Consider the following 17455-nt stretch of genomic DNA (forward strand, 5'->3'; position numbering starts at 1 on the left):
GTAAAAAATATTCTTTATCATGAATTGGTTTATAAGATTTTTCTCAAGTTCTATCGGAAAAAAATTCCTTGTGGCAACAACGGGCCTGTTTTTAATCAGTTTTCTGGTGGTACATTGTTTGGTTAATGCGGCCATCTTTTATAACGACGGGGGCAAAACATTTACCATCTGGGCGCATTTTATGGCCACCAACGTGGTTATCCGGACGATTGAGATTGTATTGGTGTTTGCTTTTATTGCGCACATTGTACAGGGCTTGTGGTTATGGAAAACCAACCGGGATGCCCGCCCGGTGAAATACCTGGTAAACAAGCCCGGCGCCAACAGTACCTGGTATAGCAGGAGCATGGCATTGCTGGGAACGATCATTCTATTGTTCCTGGTGGTGCATACCTCCAATTTCTGGATTCCGAACCGGACCAACCAGTTTTTACACGGAGAGGAGCTGCCCCTGTATGAAATGATGCTGGAGAAATTTCAGCATCCGGTAGAAGTGATCATATATCTTGTTGGCTGCTTTTCGCTTTTCTGGCACCTGCTGCACGGATTTAAAAGCGCTTTTCAATCGCTGGGGTTAAATCATGTGAAATATAATGCGCTCATCAATTACTCCGGTACTGCATTTGCCGTTATTGTACCGTTTATACTGGCCATGATGCCGGTGGCTATTTACCTGCAGTGGATAAGGTAGGCATTTTTTGATTAAGGTATTTTTAGAGAGATATCTCACTATGCAAAGAAAAAGCCTTCAGGTTTAACAACCTGAAGGCTTTTTTAAAATCAAGCAACTACCGCGTTAAAACTTAATCAGCAGCTTTTCAGAAATGAGCTTATTATCTTTATAGTACTCAAAATACCAGTCTCCGTTTTTCTTCAGCACTATTCCATGAGATGCATCACTATCGGCAATAAAATAATCCTGCACGGAGGTTTTCAGCAGCGTTAGCACTTTTTTCGGAGAGGTGTCAATTAACTGGAACCCGTTTGCTGTTGGCTGGGCATATAAAGTACCAGCAGCTTCTTTTGTTTCTGCCACTGCAGGCGCAGGTGTAGCGGCTGATGCGGGAACCGGGGCAGGGGCAACGGTTGGCGCAACGGCCTGTTGAGGCGCTTCAGCGGTGGTGCCGTCATACGCATATGGTACGTCATTCAGGGACGTAAAGGCATCTCTTAAAGCAAGATTATAGGAAGCAGCAAATTCTTTTTCCCGGCTTTTGCCTTCTTTACTTTTAAAAATGACATTGCCTTTGCAGTCTTTTAATAAAAGTGTAAGGTTGGTGACAAACAGTCCTTTTTTCTGCACCACATCCGCATTCAGGGCATTGCACCTGTTACCGGCCAGTTCTTTTGGTATTTCTGAATTGTCGAAATAAACGGTAAATCCTTTTTCTTCCAGCAACGATTTAGCTACGGTGTTTAGCCCATACTGGTTATCTTCCCTGGAGAAATTGAACCTTTCCGGTATCACCACGTATTTGTAATTATTAATTGTGCTCTGGGCATACCCGGAAAATGAAGCGAGCAAAAGAATGATTAAAGCGTATCTTCTCATAAAGTATTTTGTATTCTAGATTACGACGAATATATACAAAATAATGATCAAAATCAGCAGAATCCCGGAACCGGCGGACACATTGCTGCATCCTCCGGTCCCGGGACCTTAAGGCACTTCTTTGTGCACCTTGTAATAAATCATTTTTAAATTAACTACAGAAAATAGAAAAAAGTTAAGCCCGGACAGAGGTAGGTCGCTTATAGCGTGTAACGTTGCAGGGTTATTTACATCATACTATCTGCCGCAGTCAGCTGTCCAGGACCGGCCGTCCCTTGCAAAGCCTATCACGAGCTTGTCCTTATTGATCGTAATAAGACCGGTACCTGATGATCCCATACTTACCATTGTGTTATCGTCCTTCCGCTCAAACTGAACGCCGGTAAGGTCAGGAATGCCGTCGGAAAATCTGAAGTCATACCGGGTACCAACCTTTGTAACGAAAACGCTGCCATTGTCCTGGCTGATGTTTTTTTCCGAGTCAACATACCCGATCTTTCCCCTGAATGTACCAGCAAAGATATCTGTGTCTGCAGGGTCGGTGTCCTTGCTGCAAGAAGCAAAAAGGATGGCCGATAACAATAACACACCAATGACGCTAAGAATCGATTTCATAAACTGTTTTTTTGGTTATTCAATAAAGATTTAAAATCCAAAAATGCAATTAGCATACCAGAAGCGCTTTTCAACGGAGCAAGTTCTTCTATGTATCAGACTATCATTGGGTTTACGGGGTCATGCAGGTAAAACGGCAGCTGTGTGAGCCCATACACAAAATGGGTAAGTATGTTCTTGCTATGGATGCAATTCAGCCCGCAAAGTGGACTGAAACGTTATATTTCGTAATTTGTTAGTATAGGTTTTTATAGAAATAAATACCGGAAAATAGCCTCCCGCGCAGAGAGCGCTTAAGTAATTATCACATCATCAAAATTAAATCATGGATCAGTCAACAAAAATAACTACCTCCTGGCATGCCAATGCCGACAACTGGATTGCGTCCATTGATAATGCTGAAATTGAATCGAGGATACTGGCGACTAATGATGCCATTGTAAACACCATTTGTTCCCACAATATTCAATCTATAATAGACATCGGCTGCGGAGAAGGATGGCTCACTCGTTGCTTGCAAAACAAAGGAATAACGGCCTTTGGTGTGGATGCTGTAAGCGCATTGATAGAAAATGCCATTGAAAAGGGCGGAGAGCATTATGCAGTAGCCAGTTTCAATGACCTGGCCACCGGTAAATATACCATCGGAAACCAACCCGGAGCAGCTGTTATCAATTTTGCGCTGCTCGATAAAACAGATTCGGATGCACTGTTGAAAAATATTAATAAACTCATTGTGCCCGGGGGCCTGGTGTTCATTCAAACGTTGCATCCATCCGCAATTGCACAGCAGGAGCCTTATGTTTCCGGATGGAAGGAAGGGAGTTGGAAAGGTTTGAAAAGAGATTTTCAGCAACCCTATGAATGGTATTTCAGAACATTGGGCGAATGGGCGTCGTTGTTCAGCGAAGCAGGGTTAACGATCCGGAATATAGAAGAACCATTGCATCCTCAAAGCCAAAGCCCTGTATCCATTATTTTTGTACTGAAGACATAGTGCTTTCATTTTCCGGATCGTTCCCTGTCGCTTTATTGGCTATTCGCCATAGATAACGGCAGAAACATTTCCCTGGACCTTAGGAACATGGCTATCCAGAGTATCGACAGGAACACAGCGGAAGCAAAGGGCTGTGCACCGGATATTTCCAGGCACAGGGCGCCGCCGAAATAACTAGTGGCTAACAGGAACCCGGTTTTATTTGTTACCGGGTAAAGCAGCAGCGCTGCAATGATTAGTTCTGTGATGCCAAGTGCTTTTATATAATTGCCAAATCCCGATTTAATGAGGAATTGCATTACTGATGCAGGTTCCGCTCCAAGTAATTTCATTACTCCGCCCGTAACAAGTACTATAGCAGGAATGACCATCAGTACTGTAGATAGGATACGCTTCGTTTTGACTGTCATCGTTATTTTTTAAGGCTGTTAATAATTATGCAGCAAAAGTATCTACATTTGCTATACAGCTGATAGTACTATACCATCGGATAGCGCTATCCATCGGGAAAGTAACGGGAAAACATCGTTAGAAATAAAAGAAAAAAAATGCTGACACGGGAAGGTTGCCCCCATAATGTACTTGCTATAAAAGACGCCCTGGATGCCCTGGAAGGCAAATGGAAGCTGCTTATTATGCTTTCTCTGTCCACAGGAAACAAGCGCTTTAAACAAATATCAAAGGAAGTGGGCGGTATTACAGATAAAACGCTGTCGAAGGAATTAAAAACGCTGGAAGCGAATAAACTGATAAAAAGAGAAGTGCACAATACTTTTCCGCCTACGGTTGAATATTCCATCACCCAGCATGGAACATCTATCGAAAAAGTGCTGGACTCATTGTATAACTGGGGAGTGGAACATAGAAAACAGGTGATAGGAAAGTAATTCCTCTTTAAGTATAACAGCGATCCTGTAAAGATGACCCTTTTTGAGCTACAACAGTATATTGAGGAAGCAGAGAAAAATCCGGTGCTCTACGAGGAGCGGGAATTTGATCTGCGTATGGAGGTGATTGACTTCATCGACTTCCAGGTGATAGAGCGGATTAACGAACTCCTGCTGAACGCGCCGCAACCGGATCCATTGCTGGCACTCAGGAACCGCGCTGAAAAAGTAAAGTCCAGGCTGGAAGGAGTCGATGTTAACCTGTTTCAGCAACTTCAGCGAACCATCAGTACAACCGGATTTACAACAAACGGGTTCAAACACCTGGTGAATAAATACGTGGATATTAACCCGGATGGTAACGGGCATGGGGAAGAAGCGGGGTATGATAACCTCGATATTTTTATCAATGGATTATCCCCGCTGCAAACAATGCCGGAGCAGACCAGGGATCTTGAACCTGAAATGGTTTATTATCAGAAAACACCGGCGAGGATCGTGTTTGAACTGGTAGAAAAAGTTCCTTTCATAAAAGAAGATGTCTTTTTCGATATCGGCGCCGGCCTGGGACAGGTGGCTATCCTCGTAAATCTGCTTACCGGCATCGCCACCAGGGGAATTGAATTTGAGCCAGCCTTCTGCGATTATGCAGGGGCCTGCGCTGCGGCACTCCATCTGCCGGCTGTTACATTTATAAATGTGGATGCGCGGGAAGCCGACTATTCTGAAGGAACGGTATTTTTTATGTTTACGCCCTTCAAAGGCGAAATCCTGCAGGAAGTTTTATCGATCCTGCAAAAAGAATCGGTAAAGAGAAAGATCAGGCTTATTACCTACGGCCCCTGTACTTCCCGCGTAGCATTGGAAAGCTGGTTGTATATTGCCACACCAGCGGATGATAATATGTATAAACTGGCTGTTTTTAATAGTTATTAACAGGAAAGCCCCTGTTAATATGGATTACCCTTTACGTTTATTTTGCTTAACAGCTGCGGGTTTGTGATGGAGCTGTAGTTGTATTGATAAATGCCGTCCCTGGCGCTCACCAGCAGGCGGTGCTGGCCCTCAAAGGGAATTACATCGTATGTCTCCGGCCCTGTTACCAGCTTTGCAGTGGTGATGTTAGTAGCATTTGTGGCATCCATGAAGCGAAGTCCGTACTGGCCCTCACAAATGAAAAGCTTCCCGTTGTCAATACCTAAACCGTGTGGGTTGATCATTTCGGTAGTGCTCAACTTTATGGGTTGATCCACATTGCTCACATCAAATACCTGCAGCTGATTGAAATTGCCTGCGCAGGCTGCACCGCTCCTGATGGTTACATATGCTCTGTTTCCTTCCACTACAACCGGGTCGCATGCCCTGAAATGTGTTACCATAGAGCGTTTGGTTGGTACTGCCGGATTAGTGATGTCATAAATGAACATGGCGTTCTGGCTGCCGATAAAAAGATATTCACCATAAGGGAATATGGTTTCAATAAAGGCATTAAAGGTTTGCAGGCTTTTAAACACCGGGTTAGCGGCATCCGAGAGATCAAATGTTTTTAACTGCCAGGAATTAACAGTATAAAGGTAATCTTTAGCGATGGTAAACCGGGCCATGGATCCACCTTTGCCGGTGCCGGCCTGGTTTTTATAAGAGGAGGCCACTTCTGCGCTGGCAAGATATTGTATGTTAGGATCCGGATCGCAATCGCAATAACTGGTATCCCTGGTGGTATAACCAATCACGATGCTGTCACGGTTATAGTGCCATCCTACCAGCAGGCCGTTTACGTTGGCCGGCAAACTGGTGGCTTCCGGCACACGTTTAACAAACCTGATGTTGCGCGGATCGCTGATGTTGAATACAATCAGGTCAGCATAGCTGTCGGCATAAAGGAAGTCGCCTTTTATAGCGATATCGATATTCCCCATTACATTGATAAAAGAAACTTTCTGAGGAGATGACGGGTTACTGTTATCTATAATGTGGATGCCGGCGTAAGGCTCGTTCACAAAAATATACTGGTCTTTCACATAGATTTTGCCCGTAAGGATGATCTCCTTTGGCGCTTCCGATTTGATAGAGGCCCAATAGTCGGTCAGTGCCATCATAACGGGAATATTTATTTTAGTTTGGATCATTTTGGTGCACTTGTCCTTTGTGCATCCGCCCAGTACCAGGATAACCGCGAGAATAACCGGGAATTTAATATAGGTAGAAATATGCATGGGGAAGAGCTTTGATGTTTAACGCAGGCCCTGGAATAAATGTTACAGAAGGGGATACCGGTAAATATCACGATAATTATAGATTTGGGAGCTGGTTTAAATAAACCCAATAAAGTGCTATAAGAAGCAGGATCAAATATTTATCTTTATAGCTTTCTTCAATAAACATGGACATGAACATGAATAGAAAAAGTATTATCGCAGGTCTGATATGCTGCATGGGGCTGGGATTAGCTAATCCTTCCGGTGTAATGGCACAGGTATCGGCTATTAAGACCGAAGCCGTTAAAGGCGGGGCCCTGATTGGCGCCTGGGATATCAAGGTCAGCGAAAATGGAGTAGATAAGCCCTCCTGGCTGGAAGTGGAGCTTTCCGGTTTTAAAACCCTGGTAGGTCGCTTTGTAAGCACCGGTGGAAGCGCCAGGCCCATCTCCAAAGTAAATTTTGACAACGGGAAGTTCAGCTTCTCCATTCCGCCGCAATGGGAAAGGGAAGACCGCGACCTGACGCTGGAAGGCACTGTAACCGATGCCGGGATAAGCGGTACAATCCATACCAGCGACGGACAGTCCTACTCTTTCACGGGGGTAAAAGCGCCGGATCTTAAAAGAACGGCAGCGCCAACCTGGGGGAAACCCGTGAAACTGTTTAACGGAAAGGACCTCACCGGCTGGAAAGCCCTGGGTCAGAACCAATGGATCGTTAAGGACGGCATCCTTGCCAGCCCGCATTCCGGCGCTAACCTGATCTCTGAACAGAAGTTCACCGACTTTAAGCTGCATGTGGAATTCCGCTACCAGGCCGGTAGCAATAGCGGCGTTTACCTGAGGGGCCGTTATGAAACACAGATCATCGACAATCCTAAAACAGATCCGCCATCCAGTCACCTGTTTGGTGGGGTATACGGATTCCTGGTGCCAAACGACATGGTGGTGCTTGGCCCCGGTCAATGGCAAACTTTTGATATTACCCTGGTAGGTCGCCTGGTAACGGTTGTTGCCAATGGCAAAACCATCATATGCAATGCCGCCATTCCCGGTATTACCGGCGGTGCATTGGATAGCAATGAAGGTGAACCCGGCCCGATCTATTTCCAGGGAGATCACGGTCCTATTGAATTCAGGAACATCGTCATTACCCCTGCAAAATAAAAAAGCATAAAAAAAACGTGATACAAATTCAGTATCACGTTTTTTTTATCCGGGAGAATAGAAAATTTTATTACTTTTGCGGCAGTTGTTCTTTATAGAAAATGCCCCGGCAGTATCCCCAAATAGTTTGATACCTGCGCTGCCCGCAGGTTTTGTTATTTCACAGCATACCATTTGTTATACCCGCCTGTCTTGTGTAGCCCAACAGTGTTTCACCATCATGCTTATAATTGAATTTGCCCGCTTCAGTTAACCGTTCCCGCATATTGGCTTCAGTAGCTCCATGCGCCTGCACTACGATCATTTACTATATGGTCATCCATTTTTATTCAATCAATTAAAACAACATGAACAAGTACGAAAGATTAAAGTCCGGATTGGAAACTACCGGCACAGGAAAAATGAAAGCCTTTGGCTCCTCTATGTTACCCATTTTGAAAAGCGGCACCCTGCTCACTTTTGTAAAGCAAGCGGAATACGTCATTGGCGATATTGTGTTTTGCAAAGTAAAAGGCCGCTACATCGATGCACACAAGGTGATTAAAAAAGATACCAATAAAGGTTACCTCATAGCTAATAATCACGGTTTTGAAAACGGCTGGACGAAGGTGATCTATGGCCGCGTGATTCTCGGTGAATATGAAAATAAGGTGATCTACAAAAAAGACTGAACCCCGTAATGTCTTTTACAGATGGTAAGCATCTTTCCCTTAAATTTAATAAATAAATTAGCTGAATGAAAGGTTTTTGGAGTTACTTCTGGTTCATTTACATGCTTTTCTTTGCGATTCCTTTTCCCATGCTCATCTATTACAATACCGAGTATGGCGTAAGTGATGGAGATGGCGGTACGCAGCCGTGGCTGGCGCTTACCTGGTTGGCGCTGTCTGTAATACTGTGGGGGATATTGATCCAGCGCTGGTTCAGAAAATGGATTGTATTGCCTTTTATCATGAGGAAAAATATCCTGCGTCTTTTAAAAGAAGGCGTGAGAAAGAATGCACGTGTGTTAACCAGCAAGGAACTACCCGCTGAAGGTAAGGATGTTGTTACCCGGGAGATCACCTGCGCTCTTGAAAATTTCTGCGGCACGGAAATCACCGAACAGTTACAGGTAAACGATACCAAGCCGGAGCTGCACCGTTATGAGGTGGGTAAAACCGTTCCGCTGGTGATTGATGATAAACTTAAAGCAGTGCCGCATTTAACCCTGGACGGCGTAACGGTGGGAATAAAAGCAGGCCGGATCATCATGATGTGCCTTGCCTGGTTGCTGGTTGTTGCCGCAATAGCCGGCTACTACGTATATTCCTATATGTTAGAGAACCACGGACGAGGCTGGCGCTTTATGGCTTTCTATCATCCGCTTATTTTATGTCCGTTGATTATGCTGGTGAGCGGGATCGGGTTGGGCTGGCTGTTGAAACTTTTTACAGGCACGCCAGGCAATGCGTTGCAGCTTAAGTACTACGGCTTGCGTACAGATGCACAGATAGTTTCTGCCGAGCAAACAGGCACTTATATTAATGAACAGCCGCAGGTACGCTTTGAGTTACGCTACCAGGATGATTCGGGAAAAACCCATACTGCTTCGTTAAAAAAAATAGTGCCGCTCCTGGATCTGGGCATGACCAGGCAGGAGTCTGTCCCGGTTTTTTATCTGAAAGAAAATCCTCAACAAGTAATATTTGCCAGTGATATAGCTGATTAAAATTATGAAGATGCGTTTACAAAAGATGACCGGCATTATAGTAGTAGTGGTGATGTGTATGTCCTGTAACCAGTTCCGGGAATCCATACATGATACCCTGTATGGCAGTGATACCGACAGCAGCTACAAAGATCTTCCGGCTACCCAGGACGAAACCACCACCACCACAAGTTCCAGCACCAGTACCCACCTGAGTACGAGTACCAGTACCAATACTACTGTTGTGGAACATCGCAATGGCACTACGATTATACATAACTCCACTACAACATCCGGCGACCATGATTTTCTGAGTAATGCCGTAAAGCTGAATGCTGCCGAACACGCGCTGCGCGAATTGCCGGCCTTTGCAGGCAAAAGTATCCATCTCTACAGATCCATTCATTTTTATAATGACGGACGAATAAATGTAACTATTCAACATCCGCAGAACGCCGCCTATATTGACGAATACAACTATAACGATGGCAAATGGGAGGAACCCAAACCGGTGCAGATGTCTGTGCGCGATGATATCAGCAAATCACTGGTTGGTCTCGATGACATCAGTTTTGCCAGCGTTGCTGCTGTATACAGGAACTATCACCGTAAAGCAGCAGATATCGCCGGCGCAAAACCCCTTGAACATATTTACGGCATTTTTGATGGAAACAGCATCAGCTGGTATCCCCAGTCCATCAATGGCAGCCGGGAGCGGTATTTCATCAGCTTCACCCCAAATGGCAGCCTGAAAGATTATTACAGGGAGTAGATACTGTTTTGTAAAGGAAGCACGGCAGTATAGTTGGCATAACGGCCTGATTTTAGTGATCAGGCGTTTGGGAGACAGTGTAAAGAACGGATCTGTAAATCTCAGGTTATGCAAACAAGAAACATTATCGTGATCGGTGCTTCTGCAGGTGGCTTTGAGGCCATTAAAACGATTACATCAGCCTTGCCGCCTGATTTCCCTGCCGCCATTTTCATTGTATGGCATATATCAGCAGAGGTAACAGGGGTGCTGCCCCGGATTATCAATAAGCAAAAAAGATTACCCGCTACCAATGCAGTGGATAAAGAGCCGGTTAAGTCAGGACACATTTATGTGGCGCCGCCCGACAGGCACCTGATCCTGGAAAAAGGATTTATGCGTGTAACGCGCGGGCCAAAGGAAAATCGCTTCCGGCCCGCTGTAGATCCACTTTTCCGCTCGGCGGCCTATGCGTATGGCTCCCGTGTAATCGGGATCATACTCAGCGGTGCGCTGGACGATGGCACGGCAGGATTATGGTATATCAAACAGCGTGGCGGCCTCGCCATCGTGCAGGCGCCGGAAGATGCCGAGGTGCCTTCCATGCCGCAACATGCCATACAGGAGGTGGCGGTAGACCATGTAGTGCCGGTATCAGGCATTGCAAGGCTGCTGGTGAAGCTAACTGATGAGCCGCTGCCCGATGGGGTTGCTGACATCCAGGAGAAGGATAATAACGAAGCAGTGAGGAAAGAAATTGAGATAGCTGTTCATGAAAAGCTGCCGGAGGCCGGAATTGTTTTTGGTGAGTTAACGGCGTTGTCTTGTCCCGAATGTCATGGCGTGCTGGCGGCGATGCAGGAGGGTGGGCGACTCCGTTACCGGTGCCATACCGGTCATGCGTTCTCTGAAAGTAGCCTGCTGTCGGCCATTACAGAGGATATAGAGAATAATTTGTGGAATACCACACGCGGCCTCGAGGAAAGTGTAAACCTGCTGAATCATATGGGAGATCACTTTGCGGAAATAAATCAACCTGCACTGGCTGCCATGTATTTTAAGAAAGCGAAAGATGCCACCGGCTTTAATGAACAGGTCAGGAAGATGCTGCACGAAATGGACAATCTTGATGCCAGTCATATAAAGCGCGAAACAGCAACACCTGTTAAAAAGCAACTTCACAGTAAATAGAAGACGCTTTAAATCAGAGAAAAGCAAAATATACATCCATAATATTTAAATTGCGACGGTGGATACCATGGCAGTTATCTATCTGCCATATCCGTATCATTTACAAAACATAACATGGAATCTCCTAATTCAACGTTTGCTCCGGGTGAAGAAAATGAGCAGCAGAAAAAAGACTTTCTCATAGTAGGTATTGGGGCCTCCTCCGGAGGTATTCAGGCAATGCAGGTTTTTTTTGAGCACGTTCCGGCAAATTCAGGGATGGCATACGTGGTTATTCTTCATCTTTCTCCTGATCATGACAGCAAACTGGCCGAGGTACTGCAGGCCGTTTCCCATATCCCGGTGAGCCAGGTACGTGAAAAAGTATTAGTGGAACCAGACCATGTTTATGTGATACCTCCCAATAAGCATCTTACTATGGAAGATGGATACATCCTGGTATCCCCTAATATACAAGTAGAAGAGCGTCGCGCTCCTGTAGATATTTTCTTCCGGTCGCTGGCGGAATCACATGGGGCAGGCGCGGTGTGTGTGGTTCTTTCCGGCACCGGCGCCAACGGCTCAATGGGACTGAAGCGCATTAAAGAACTGGGAGGTGTTGCTTTTGTACAAAACCCCAGGGAGTCGGAGTTTAATGAAATGCCCAGGAATGCGATCACTACCAACCTGGTGGATGAAGTATTGCGTGTGGCAGAAATTCCACAGAGAATTATCGATTACAGGAATAGCATCGGCACGGTCCGCATACCACTGGCGCCTGAAAAAGGACAGGAAAGCCAGCAACAGGCGCTGCGGGAAATCTTTACCCAGTTAAAGGTAAGAACGGGGCATGATTTTTCAAATTACAAACGTCCTACACTGTTGCGCCGGATTGAACGCCGGATCAATATCCGGAACCTGCCCGATCTGCCTTCTTATGCGTCCTTTCTCCAGGACAATTCCGAGGAAGTGGTGGCATTGCTGAAAGACCTGCTGATATCGGTTACTAATTTTTTCAGAGATAAGAAAGCCTTTGAAATATTAGCGCAACAGGTACTTCCAATGGCCATAAAAGGAAAAACAGCGGAACAGCAACTGAGGATCTGGATAGCCGGTTGCGCAACAGGAGAAGAAGCCTATTCCATTGCTATTTTATGTGCAGAATTGCTTGATAACGAGCTGGAAGCGCCGAAGATACAGATCTTCGCCACGGACATAGACGAAGGAGCTATTAATCATGCAAGGGAAGGTCTTTATACATTAAACGATGCCGCAGACATTTCCCCTGAAAGACTACGGCGGTTTTTCAATAAGGAAGGCGAATCCTATCGCATCAGAAGGGAAATAAGGGAAATGATCCTTTTTGCCAACCACAATTTTCTGAAAGATCCGCCTTTTTCCCACCTGGATATTGTCAGCTGCCGGAATGTGTTGATCTACCTGAACCGCACGGCCCAGGAAAGAGCGATGGATACTTTTCACTTTGCATTGAACCAGGGCGGATTCCTTCTTCTGGGATCATCAGAGTCCGCCGATAGCTGGAGCGATTTGTTCATGCCTTTCAACCGGGAGTTTCATATTTTTCAAAGCCGCAAGAAATTGCTCCGGCCTTTCCCGGTACCGGAATCCTTGCCTTCCCTGAAAATTGAACAGCCGCGCTTGGCGCCTGCCGCTGTTGAAAGGGAAAGCAGGTCGCTCGAACGGATTTCTTTCGGGGAACTCCATCAGCGCCTGCTGGAAGAATATGCGCCGCCATCCATACTGATCAATGAAGAATATGAAATTGCACATATTTCCGACAGGGCAGGCCATTATCTCCAGATATCCGGCGGCGAACCTTCACAGAACCTGCTGAAACTGATCCGGCAGGAGTTGCGGCTGGAGCTGCGTTCCGCATTATACCAGGCGTTGCAGCGTCAAACCGCCGTAGAAGCAAGAGGATTGAAAGTAACGGTCAACGATAAAATTGAAACGATCAACATTCATATACGACCGGTATTACAGGGTAAAGAGGTGGTACGCGGGTATATCCTGGTACTGTTTGAAAAAGTGACAGAAGAGAAGCCGGGAAGGAACGTGATCCTGACCACTGAGGAGCCGGTAGCCCGGCAGCTGGAAGCCGAACTGGTGAACCTGAAGGCACAGCTCAGGGCGTCTAACGAACAACATGAATTCAATGCGGAAGAACTGAAAGCTTCTAATGAAGAACTGCAGGCGATGAACGAAGAACTGCGTTCTGCCGCAGAAGAGCTGGAAACAAGCAAAGAGGAACTGCAGTCGATCAATGAAGAACTGCGGACCGTGAACCAGGAGTTGAAAGTAAAGATAGAGGAAACAAGTCTTGCCGGTAATAACCTGCAAAACCTGATCAACTCTGCCAGCATAGGTACTATCTTCCTCGACCGTGGCTTCCGCGTGGCTTTGTTCACGCCGGCTATCAGGGAAATATTTAATCTTATCCCGGCAGATCTGGGCAGGCCGCTGTCTGATATCACCCATCATCTCGAGTATCATCATTTTTTAAATGATGCAGAACAGGTACTGGAAAAGCTTTACGTAATTGAGCGGGAAGTAAAAGCTACCTCTGGTAAAGTATTTATTATGCGGGTATTGCCATATCGTACCGCGGAAGATCATATCAACGGGGTGGTAGTTACGTTTATTGATATCACCTCCAGGAAATTTGCAGAACTGGGATTGATGGCGTCAGAAGAAAAATTCCGGAACTTATTTGAGTCTATTGATGAAGGATTTTGCATCAGTGAAGTAATATTTGATGAGAAGGGCAATGGCATTGATTACAGGATACTGGAGGCTAATGCTGAGTTTAAACGGCAGAACAATGTTTCCGATGTAACAGGTAAAACAGCCAGGGAATTGCAACTCGATGTTCACCCGGCATGGCTGCAATATTTTGGAGCCGTTGCCTCTACCGGTAACAGCAGCCGTTTTGAAGGGAGCGTATCCGCCGGCGGCCGGTGGTATAGTATATATACCTCCCGTATAGGCGGGGACGGTAGCAGGGTAATTGCGGTGGTGTATGATGATATTACGGACCGTAAATACCGGGAGCTGAACAGCGTATTACTGGCGGGTATAGCCGGCGATATGGTGGCAATGAATAAGGTGGAAGATATTATGCAGTCTGCCGGCGAAAGGATCACCCGGCATTTCGGGCTGTCAAGGCTCACTTTTTCCTATATCGATGAACAAGCCGGTTCCATTACTACCATTTATGAAAAAAAGGAGCCGGGTTTGGTAAGCCTCATGGGAGAACAAAGCATGCGGGCCTTTATTACCGCCGACTTCCTGCAGACCCTGAAAAAGGGGAACCTGGTAGTGGCCAATGATATCGCCAACGATCCGCATATCGCTTCCCAGAAAGGAATGTTCAAAACAAAAGGCGTGGGAGCGCAATTAATGGCGCCTTTTATTGCGGATGGCCATCTCACGTTTATCATTATTATGCAGAAGGAGGGACCTTACTGCTGGCGCCCGGATGAAACAGCGTTACTCGAAGAACTTGCCCCCCGTATTTATATGTGCCTGCAAAGGGTACAAAGCGAGGAAGCAGTGAGGCAGTCGGAGGAAAATTACCGTACCCTGCTTACCTCGATGGATGAAGGATTTTATATCGTAGAACCTTTGACGGGTGAAAATGAAAAGATAAATGATTTCCGGTTTCTCCAGGTAAATCCTGCGTTATATAAAAATACCGGCTTACAGGAGATCCTGGGAAAAACCTTCCGGGAAATTTTGCCTGATGTACCGGAGATCTGGCTGGACATTCATGCGAAAGTGGCTGCCAGCGGACAACCAGTCCGTTTTGAAATGGAAATTAAAAATGAACCGCTGAAGGGATGGTACGACATTTACATGCAGCGAATAGGCCGGCCACAACAACGGAGGGTGGCTGTTTTTATCATGAATATCAGCGTTCGCAAGGACATGGAGAAGCAGAAAGATGAGTTTATCGGTATCGCCAGCCACGAGCTGAAAACGCCGGTGACCAGCATTAAAGCATACGCAGAAGTATTGCAGGAAAAATTCAGGGAAACAAATGATGTAGAGAATGTTAACCTGATACAAAAACTTGATCTCCAGATAGACCGCCTTACGGATCTTATTCACCGCATGCTCGATTCCGCGCAGGTATCGGAGGGATTGTTATCATTGAATACAACGCTTTTTGATATTAACCATCTTATCAAAGAAGAGGCGGAAGATATGCAGCGCTTGTCCAGGAGACATCAGCTTGTATTTATGCCGGATGAAGCCGTAAAACCCGTTACAGCCGACCGTGGCCGTATTGCGGAAGTGATGGTCAACCTCATCTCAAATGCCGTTAAGTACTCACCCGATGGAGGGGAAATAAAAATTACGACCGCCCATACCGGGGAGGGCGTAAAAGTAAGCGTGAGCGACCAGGGCATTGGCATTCCGCAAAACCAGGTAAAGCATGTATTTGACCGGCTTTTCAGGGTACAGCATTTAAAGATGCATACCTTCCCCGGAATGGGGCTGGGACTGTATATTTCGGCGGGTATCATTTATCGTCATGGAGGGACCATTGAAGTAGAAAGCGAGCACGGAAAGGGCTCTGTATTCACGTTCGTGCTGCCTTATAACGGGAGTCAGCAAAATAATTAGGCGGGAGGCGTGCTGTGCCAATTTTTAAAAGAAAAAACATTTCTACCTTTACAATCTGACCTGTGGGAAGCATGACCAACGTGTTCCCGATGTGAATGTTCATGAATTAAAACAATCCACATGTGGAAGATTCTGGTTGTAGATGACAATCCTGATATCCTTGAAGCAGTTTCCCTCGTCCTTTCCAGAAAAAATATGGACGTGATGACCCTGGAAGACCCTGCAAAGCTTCATCAGTGTATCTCGCAATTCGCTCCTGATGTGCTGCTGATGGATATTGCCATGGGCAGTTATGACGGGCGGAATTTATGCAGGGAAATTAAATCCTCGCCGGACGAAGCAAAGTTGCCGGTTGTTCTTTTCTCCGCCAGGAATTATCCTGAAGAATCCATCAGCCAATGTATGGCCGACAGTTTATTAGCGAAACCTTTCCGCATTAACGATCTGTATGAGGCGGTGTACAGCCTGTTGCCTACCGGCTGATGCCTGTTAGCTTTATGCCTGTTGGCGCCGGGTTGATATACTGCATTTCTTCCCCGTAGTGGCCATGTGCATAAAGTTTTGTAAATTAAGCAAATGGCATTCAATCACTTTCTCTACCGGAAATGGAAAATTACGCTCCCGTTATGGTGTCTTATCAGCCCTGTAGCCGGGTTGGCATTATTAGGATTCGCAGGAGAACAAAGTGGTGTTTTATCGGCAGTGATGGGGTTATCCCTTATCACCGTGGTATTGTCTGCCGTGCATCATGCAGAAGTGGTAGCGCATAAAGTAGGAGAGCCGTATGGCACGCTCATCCTGGCATTGGCGATTACGGTGATAGAAGTATCACTGATTGTATCCATCATGTTGAATAAAGCGGATCAGGGCTCCACGCTCGCAAGGGATACCGTGTTCGCCGCCATTATGCTGATCCTTTCCGGTATAATCGGGATGTCATTGTTTATAGGAGGCTATCGTTTCAAAGAGCAGGCGTTTATAAAAGCCGGTGTCAGTGCCGCGTTGGTCGCATTAACGGCGATCGCTGTTTTAACCCTCGTCTTACCAAATTATACTACTACCGAAGCAGGGCCTGTTTATTCCAGCAGCCAGCTGATATTTGTGGCCATCATTTCTTTGGTGCTGTATGGCGGTTTCGTGGCCGTGCAAACGGTCAGGCACCGCGACTATTTCCTGCCTGAAGATGCGCCGCCGGGTGATGAAGATATACATGCCGCACCGCCATCGGGGCTTACTACCACCGTAAGCCTGGTATTTTTATTAATAGCGCTGGCAGTGGTGGTGTTGTTGTCAAAAAAATTATCGCCTGTTATTGAAACCATTGTGGTAAACCTGGGTGCGCCTAAAAGCCTGGTAGGGGTTATTATAGCAGCGGTTATCCTGCTGCCGGAAGGACTGGCAGCTATCCGGGCGGCTTCGCAAAACCGGTTGCAAACAAGTTTGAACCTGGCGCTGGGTTCCGCACTGGCCAGCATTGGTCTCACTATCCCGGCCGTAGCCGTCGTCGCTTATGCACTGGATTTCAAAATTACGCTCGGTATCGATGCTAAATCTACGTTGCTGCTTATCCTCTCACTTTTTACCATCAGCATTTCTTTTAACGCAGGGAAAACCAATATCCTGCAGGGAATTGTGCTGCTGGTGATACTGGCTACTTATTTATTTATTACGGTAGTGCCCTGATTTTAATATAAATATTCTTATAGTCGGGGCAAATAAGAAAATGAGCATTTCCCGGGACAAAAAACGTTACCTTCGTGCACATTTTTTTATAAA

Annotated in this window: 16 protein-coding genes; 12 read left to right on the forward strand and 4 right to left on the reverse strand. The window is 46.1% G+C overall.

The window, feature by feature from the left end; all coding sequences use genetic code 11:
* Positions 1 to 19 precede the first annotated feature (19 nt).
* Complete coding sequence (locus QFZ48_RS21625; RefSeq protein WP_429049875.1) at positions 20 to 691, forward strand: succinate dehydrogenase cytochrome b subunit; 672 nt, start codon at positions 20 to 22, stop codon at positions 689 to 691.
* Positions 692 to 796: 105 nt separating this feature from the next.
* Here the strand turns inward: QFZ48_RS21625 and QFZ48_RS21630 are convergent, their stop codons facing one another.
* The gene (locus QFZ48_RS21630) at positions 797 to 1552 is read right to left on the reverse strand and encodes a hypothetical protein (RefSeq protein ID WP_429049874.1); all 756 of its coding nucleotides are present in this window, start codon (positions 1550 to 1552) and stop codon (positions 797 to 799) included.
* Positions 1553 to 1789: 237 nt separating this feature from the next.
* The gene (locus QFZ48_RS21635) at positions 1790 to 2167 is read right to left on the reverse strand and encodes a hypothetical protein (protein WP_429049873.1); all 378 of its coding nucleotides are present in this window, start codon (positions 2165 to 2167) and stop codon (positions 1790 to 1792) included.
* 325 nt (positions 2168 to 2492) lie between these two features.
* Between QFZ48_RS21635 and QFZ48_RS21640 the strand changes: the two genes are divergently transcribed.
* On the forward strand, positions 2493 to 3164 hold the full coding sequence (locus QFZ48_RS21640; protein WP_429063568.1) for a class I SAM-dependent methyltransferase: 672 nt from the start codon (positions 2493 to 2495) through the stop codon (positions 3162 to 3164).
* Between the two features lie 32 nt (positions 3165 to 3196).
* Here QFZ48_RS21640 and QFZ48_RS21645 read toward each other — a convergent pair whose 3' ends face one another.
* Complete coding sequence (locus tag QFZ48_RS21645) at positions 3197 to 3574, reverse strand: hypothetical protein (RefSeq protein WP_429063569.1); 378 nt, start codon at positions 3572 to 3574, stop codon at positions 3197 to 3199.
* Between the two features lie 138 nt (positions 3575 to 3712).
* On the opposite strand from QFZ48_RS21645, the gene QFZ48_RS21650 reads away from it, so the two are divergent.
* Entirely contained in the window at positions 3713 to 4051 is a 339-nt protein-coding gene (locus QFZ48_RS21650) for a winged helix-turn-helix transcriptional regulator (protein WP_429049867.1), read from the forward strand.
* A 33-nt stretch (positions 4052 to 4084) separates the two neighbouring features.
* Positions 4085 to 4987, forward strand: coding sequence for a hypothetical protein (locus tag QFZ48_RS21655; RefSeq protein ID WP_429063571.1), 903 nt, complete (start codon positions 4085 to 4087; stop codon positions 4985 to 4987).
* 14 nt (positions 4988 to 5001) lie between these two features.
* Here QFZ48_RS21655 and QFZ48_RS21660 read toward each other — a convergent pair whose 3' ends face one another.
* On the reverse strand, positions 5002 to 6267 hold the full coding sequence (locus tag QFZ48_RS21660; RefSeq protein ID WP_429063573.1) for an LVIVD repeat-containing protein: 1266 nt from the start codon (positions 6265 to 6267) through the stop codon (positions 5002 to 5004).
* 179 nt (positions 6268 to 6446) lie between these two features.
* Here QFZ48_RS21660 and QFZ48_RS21665 point away from each other — a divergent pair, with 179 nt between their 5' ends.
* The 8 genes from QFZ48_RS21665 to QFZ48_RS21700 all read left to right on the forward strand — a co-directional run bounded on the left by QFZ48_RS21665 (position 6447) and on the right by QFZ48_RS21700 (position 17362).
* Entirely contained in the window at positions 6447 to 7418 is a 972-nt protein-coding gene (locus QFZ48_RS21665) for a 3-keto-disaccharide hydrolase (protein WP_429049863.1), read from the forward strand.
* Between the two features lie 347 nt (positions 7419 to 7765).
* Complete coding sequence (locus QFZ48_RS21670) at positions 7766 to 8089, forward strand: S24 family peptidase (protein WP_429049862.1); 324 nt, start codon at positions 7766 to 7768, stop codon at positions 8087 to 8089.
* A gap of 65 nt (positions 8090 to 8154) precedes the next feature.
* Entirely contained in the window at positions 8155 to 9129 is a 975-nt protein-coding gene (locus tag QFZ48_RS21675) for a hypothetical protein (RefSeq protein WP_429063574.1), read from the forward strand.
* 10 nt (positions 9130 to 9139) lie between these two features.
* Positions 9140 to 9880, forward strand: a complete 741-nt coding sequence (locus QFZ48_RS21680) for a hypothetical protein (protein WP_429063575.1) — start codon at positions 9140 to 9142, stop codon at positions 9878 to 9880.
* A gap of 108 nt (positions 9881 to 9988) precedes the next feature.
* Positions 9989 to 11050 carry a chemotaxis protein CheB gene (locus tag QFZ48_RS21685; protein ID WP_429063576.1) on the forward strand — a complete coding sequence of 354 codons (1062 nt, stop codon included), beginning with the start codon at positions 9989 to 9991 and terminating at the stop codon, positions 11048 to 11050.
* A gap of 114 nt (positions 11051 to 11164) precedes the next feature.
* Positions 11165 to 15679 carry a CheR family methyltransferase gene (locus QFZ48_RS21690; RefSeq protein ID WP_429063577.1) on the forward strand — a complete coding sequence of 1505 codons (4515 nt, stop codon included), beginning with the start codon at positions 11165 to 11167 and terminating at the stop codon, positions 15677 to 15679.
* Between the two features lie 120 nt (positions 15680 to 15799).
* Entirely contained in the window at positions 15800 to 16162 is a 363-nt protein-coding gene (locus QFZ48_RS21695) for a response regulator (protein ID WP_429049850.1), read from the forward strand.
* 93 nt (positions 16163 to 16255) lie between these two features.
* Positions 16256 to 17362, forward strand: a complete 1107-nt coding sequence (locus QFZ48_RS21700; protein ID WP_429063579.1) for a calcium:proton antiporter — start codon at positions 16256 to 16258, stop codon at positions 17360 to 17362.
* The last annotated feature ends 93 nt before the right edge of the window (positions 17363 to 17455 follow it).

The organism is Chitinophaga sp. W2I13 (assembly GCF_050434005.1).
Taxonomy (GTDB): Bacteria; Bacteroidota; Bacteroidia; order Chitinophagales; family Chitinophagaceae; genus Chitinophaga.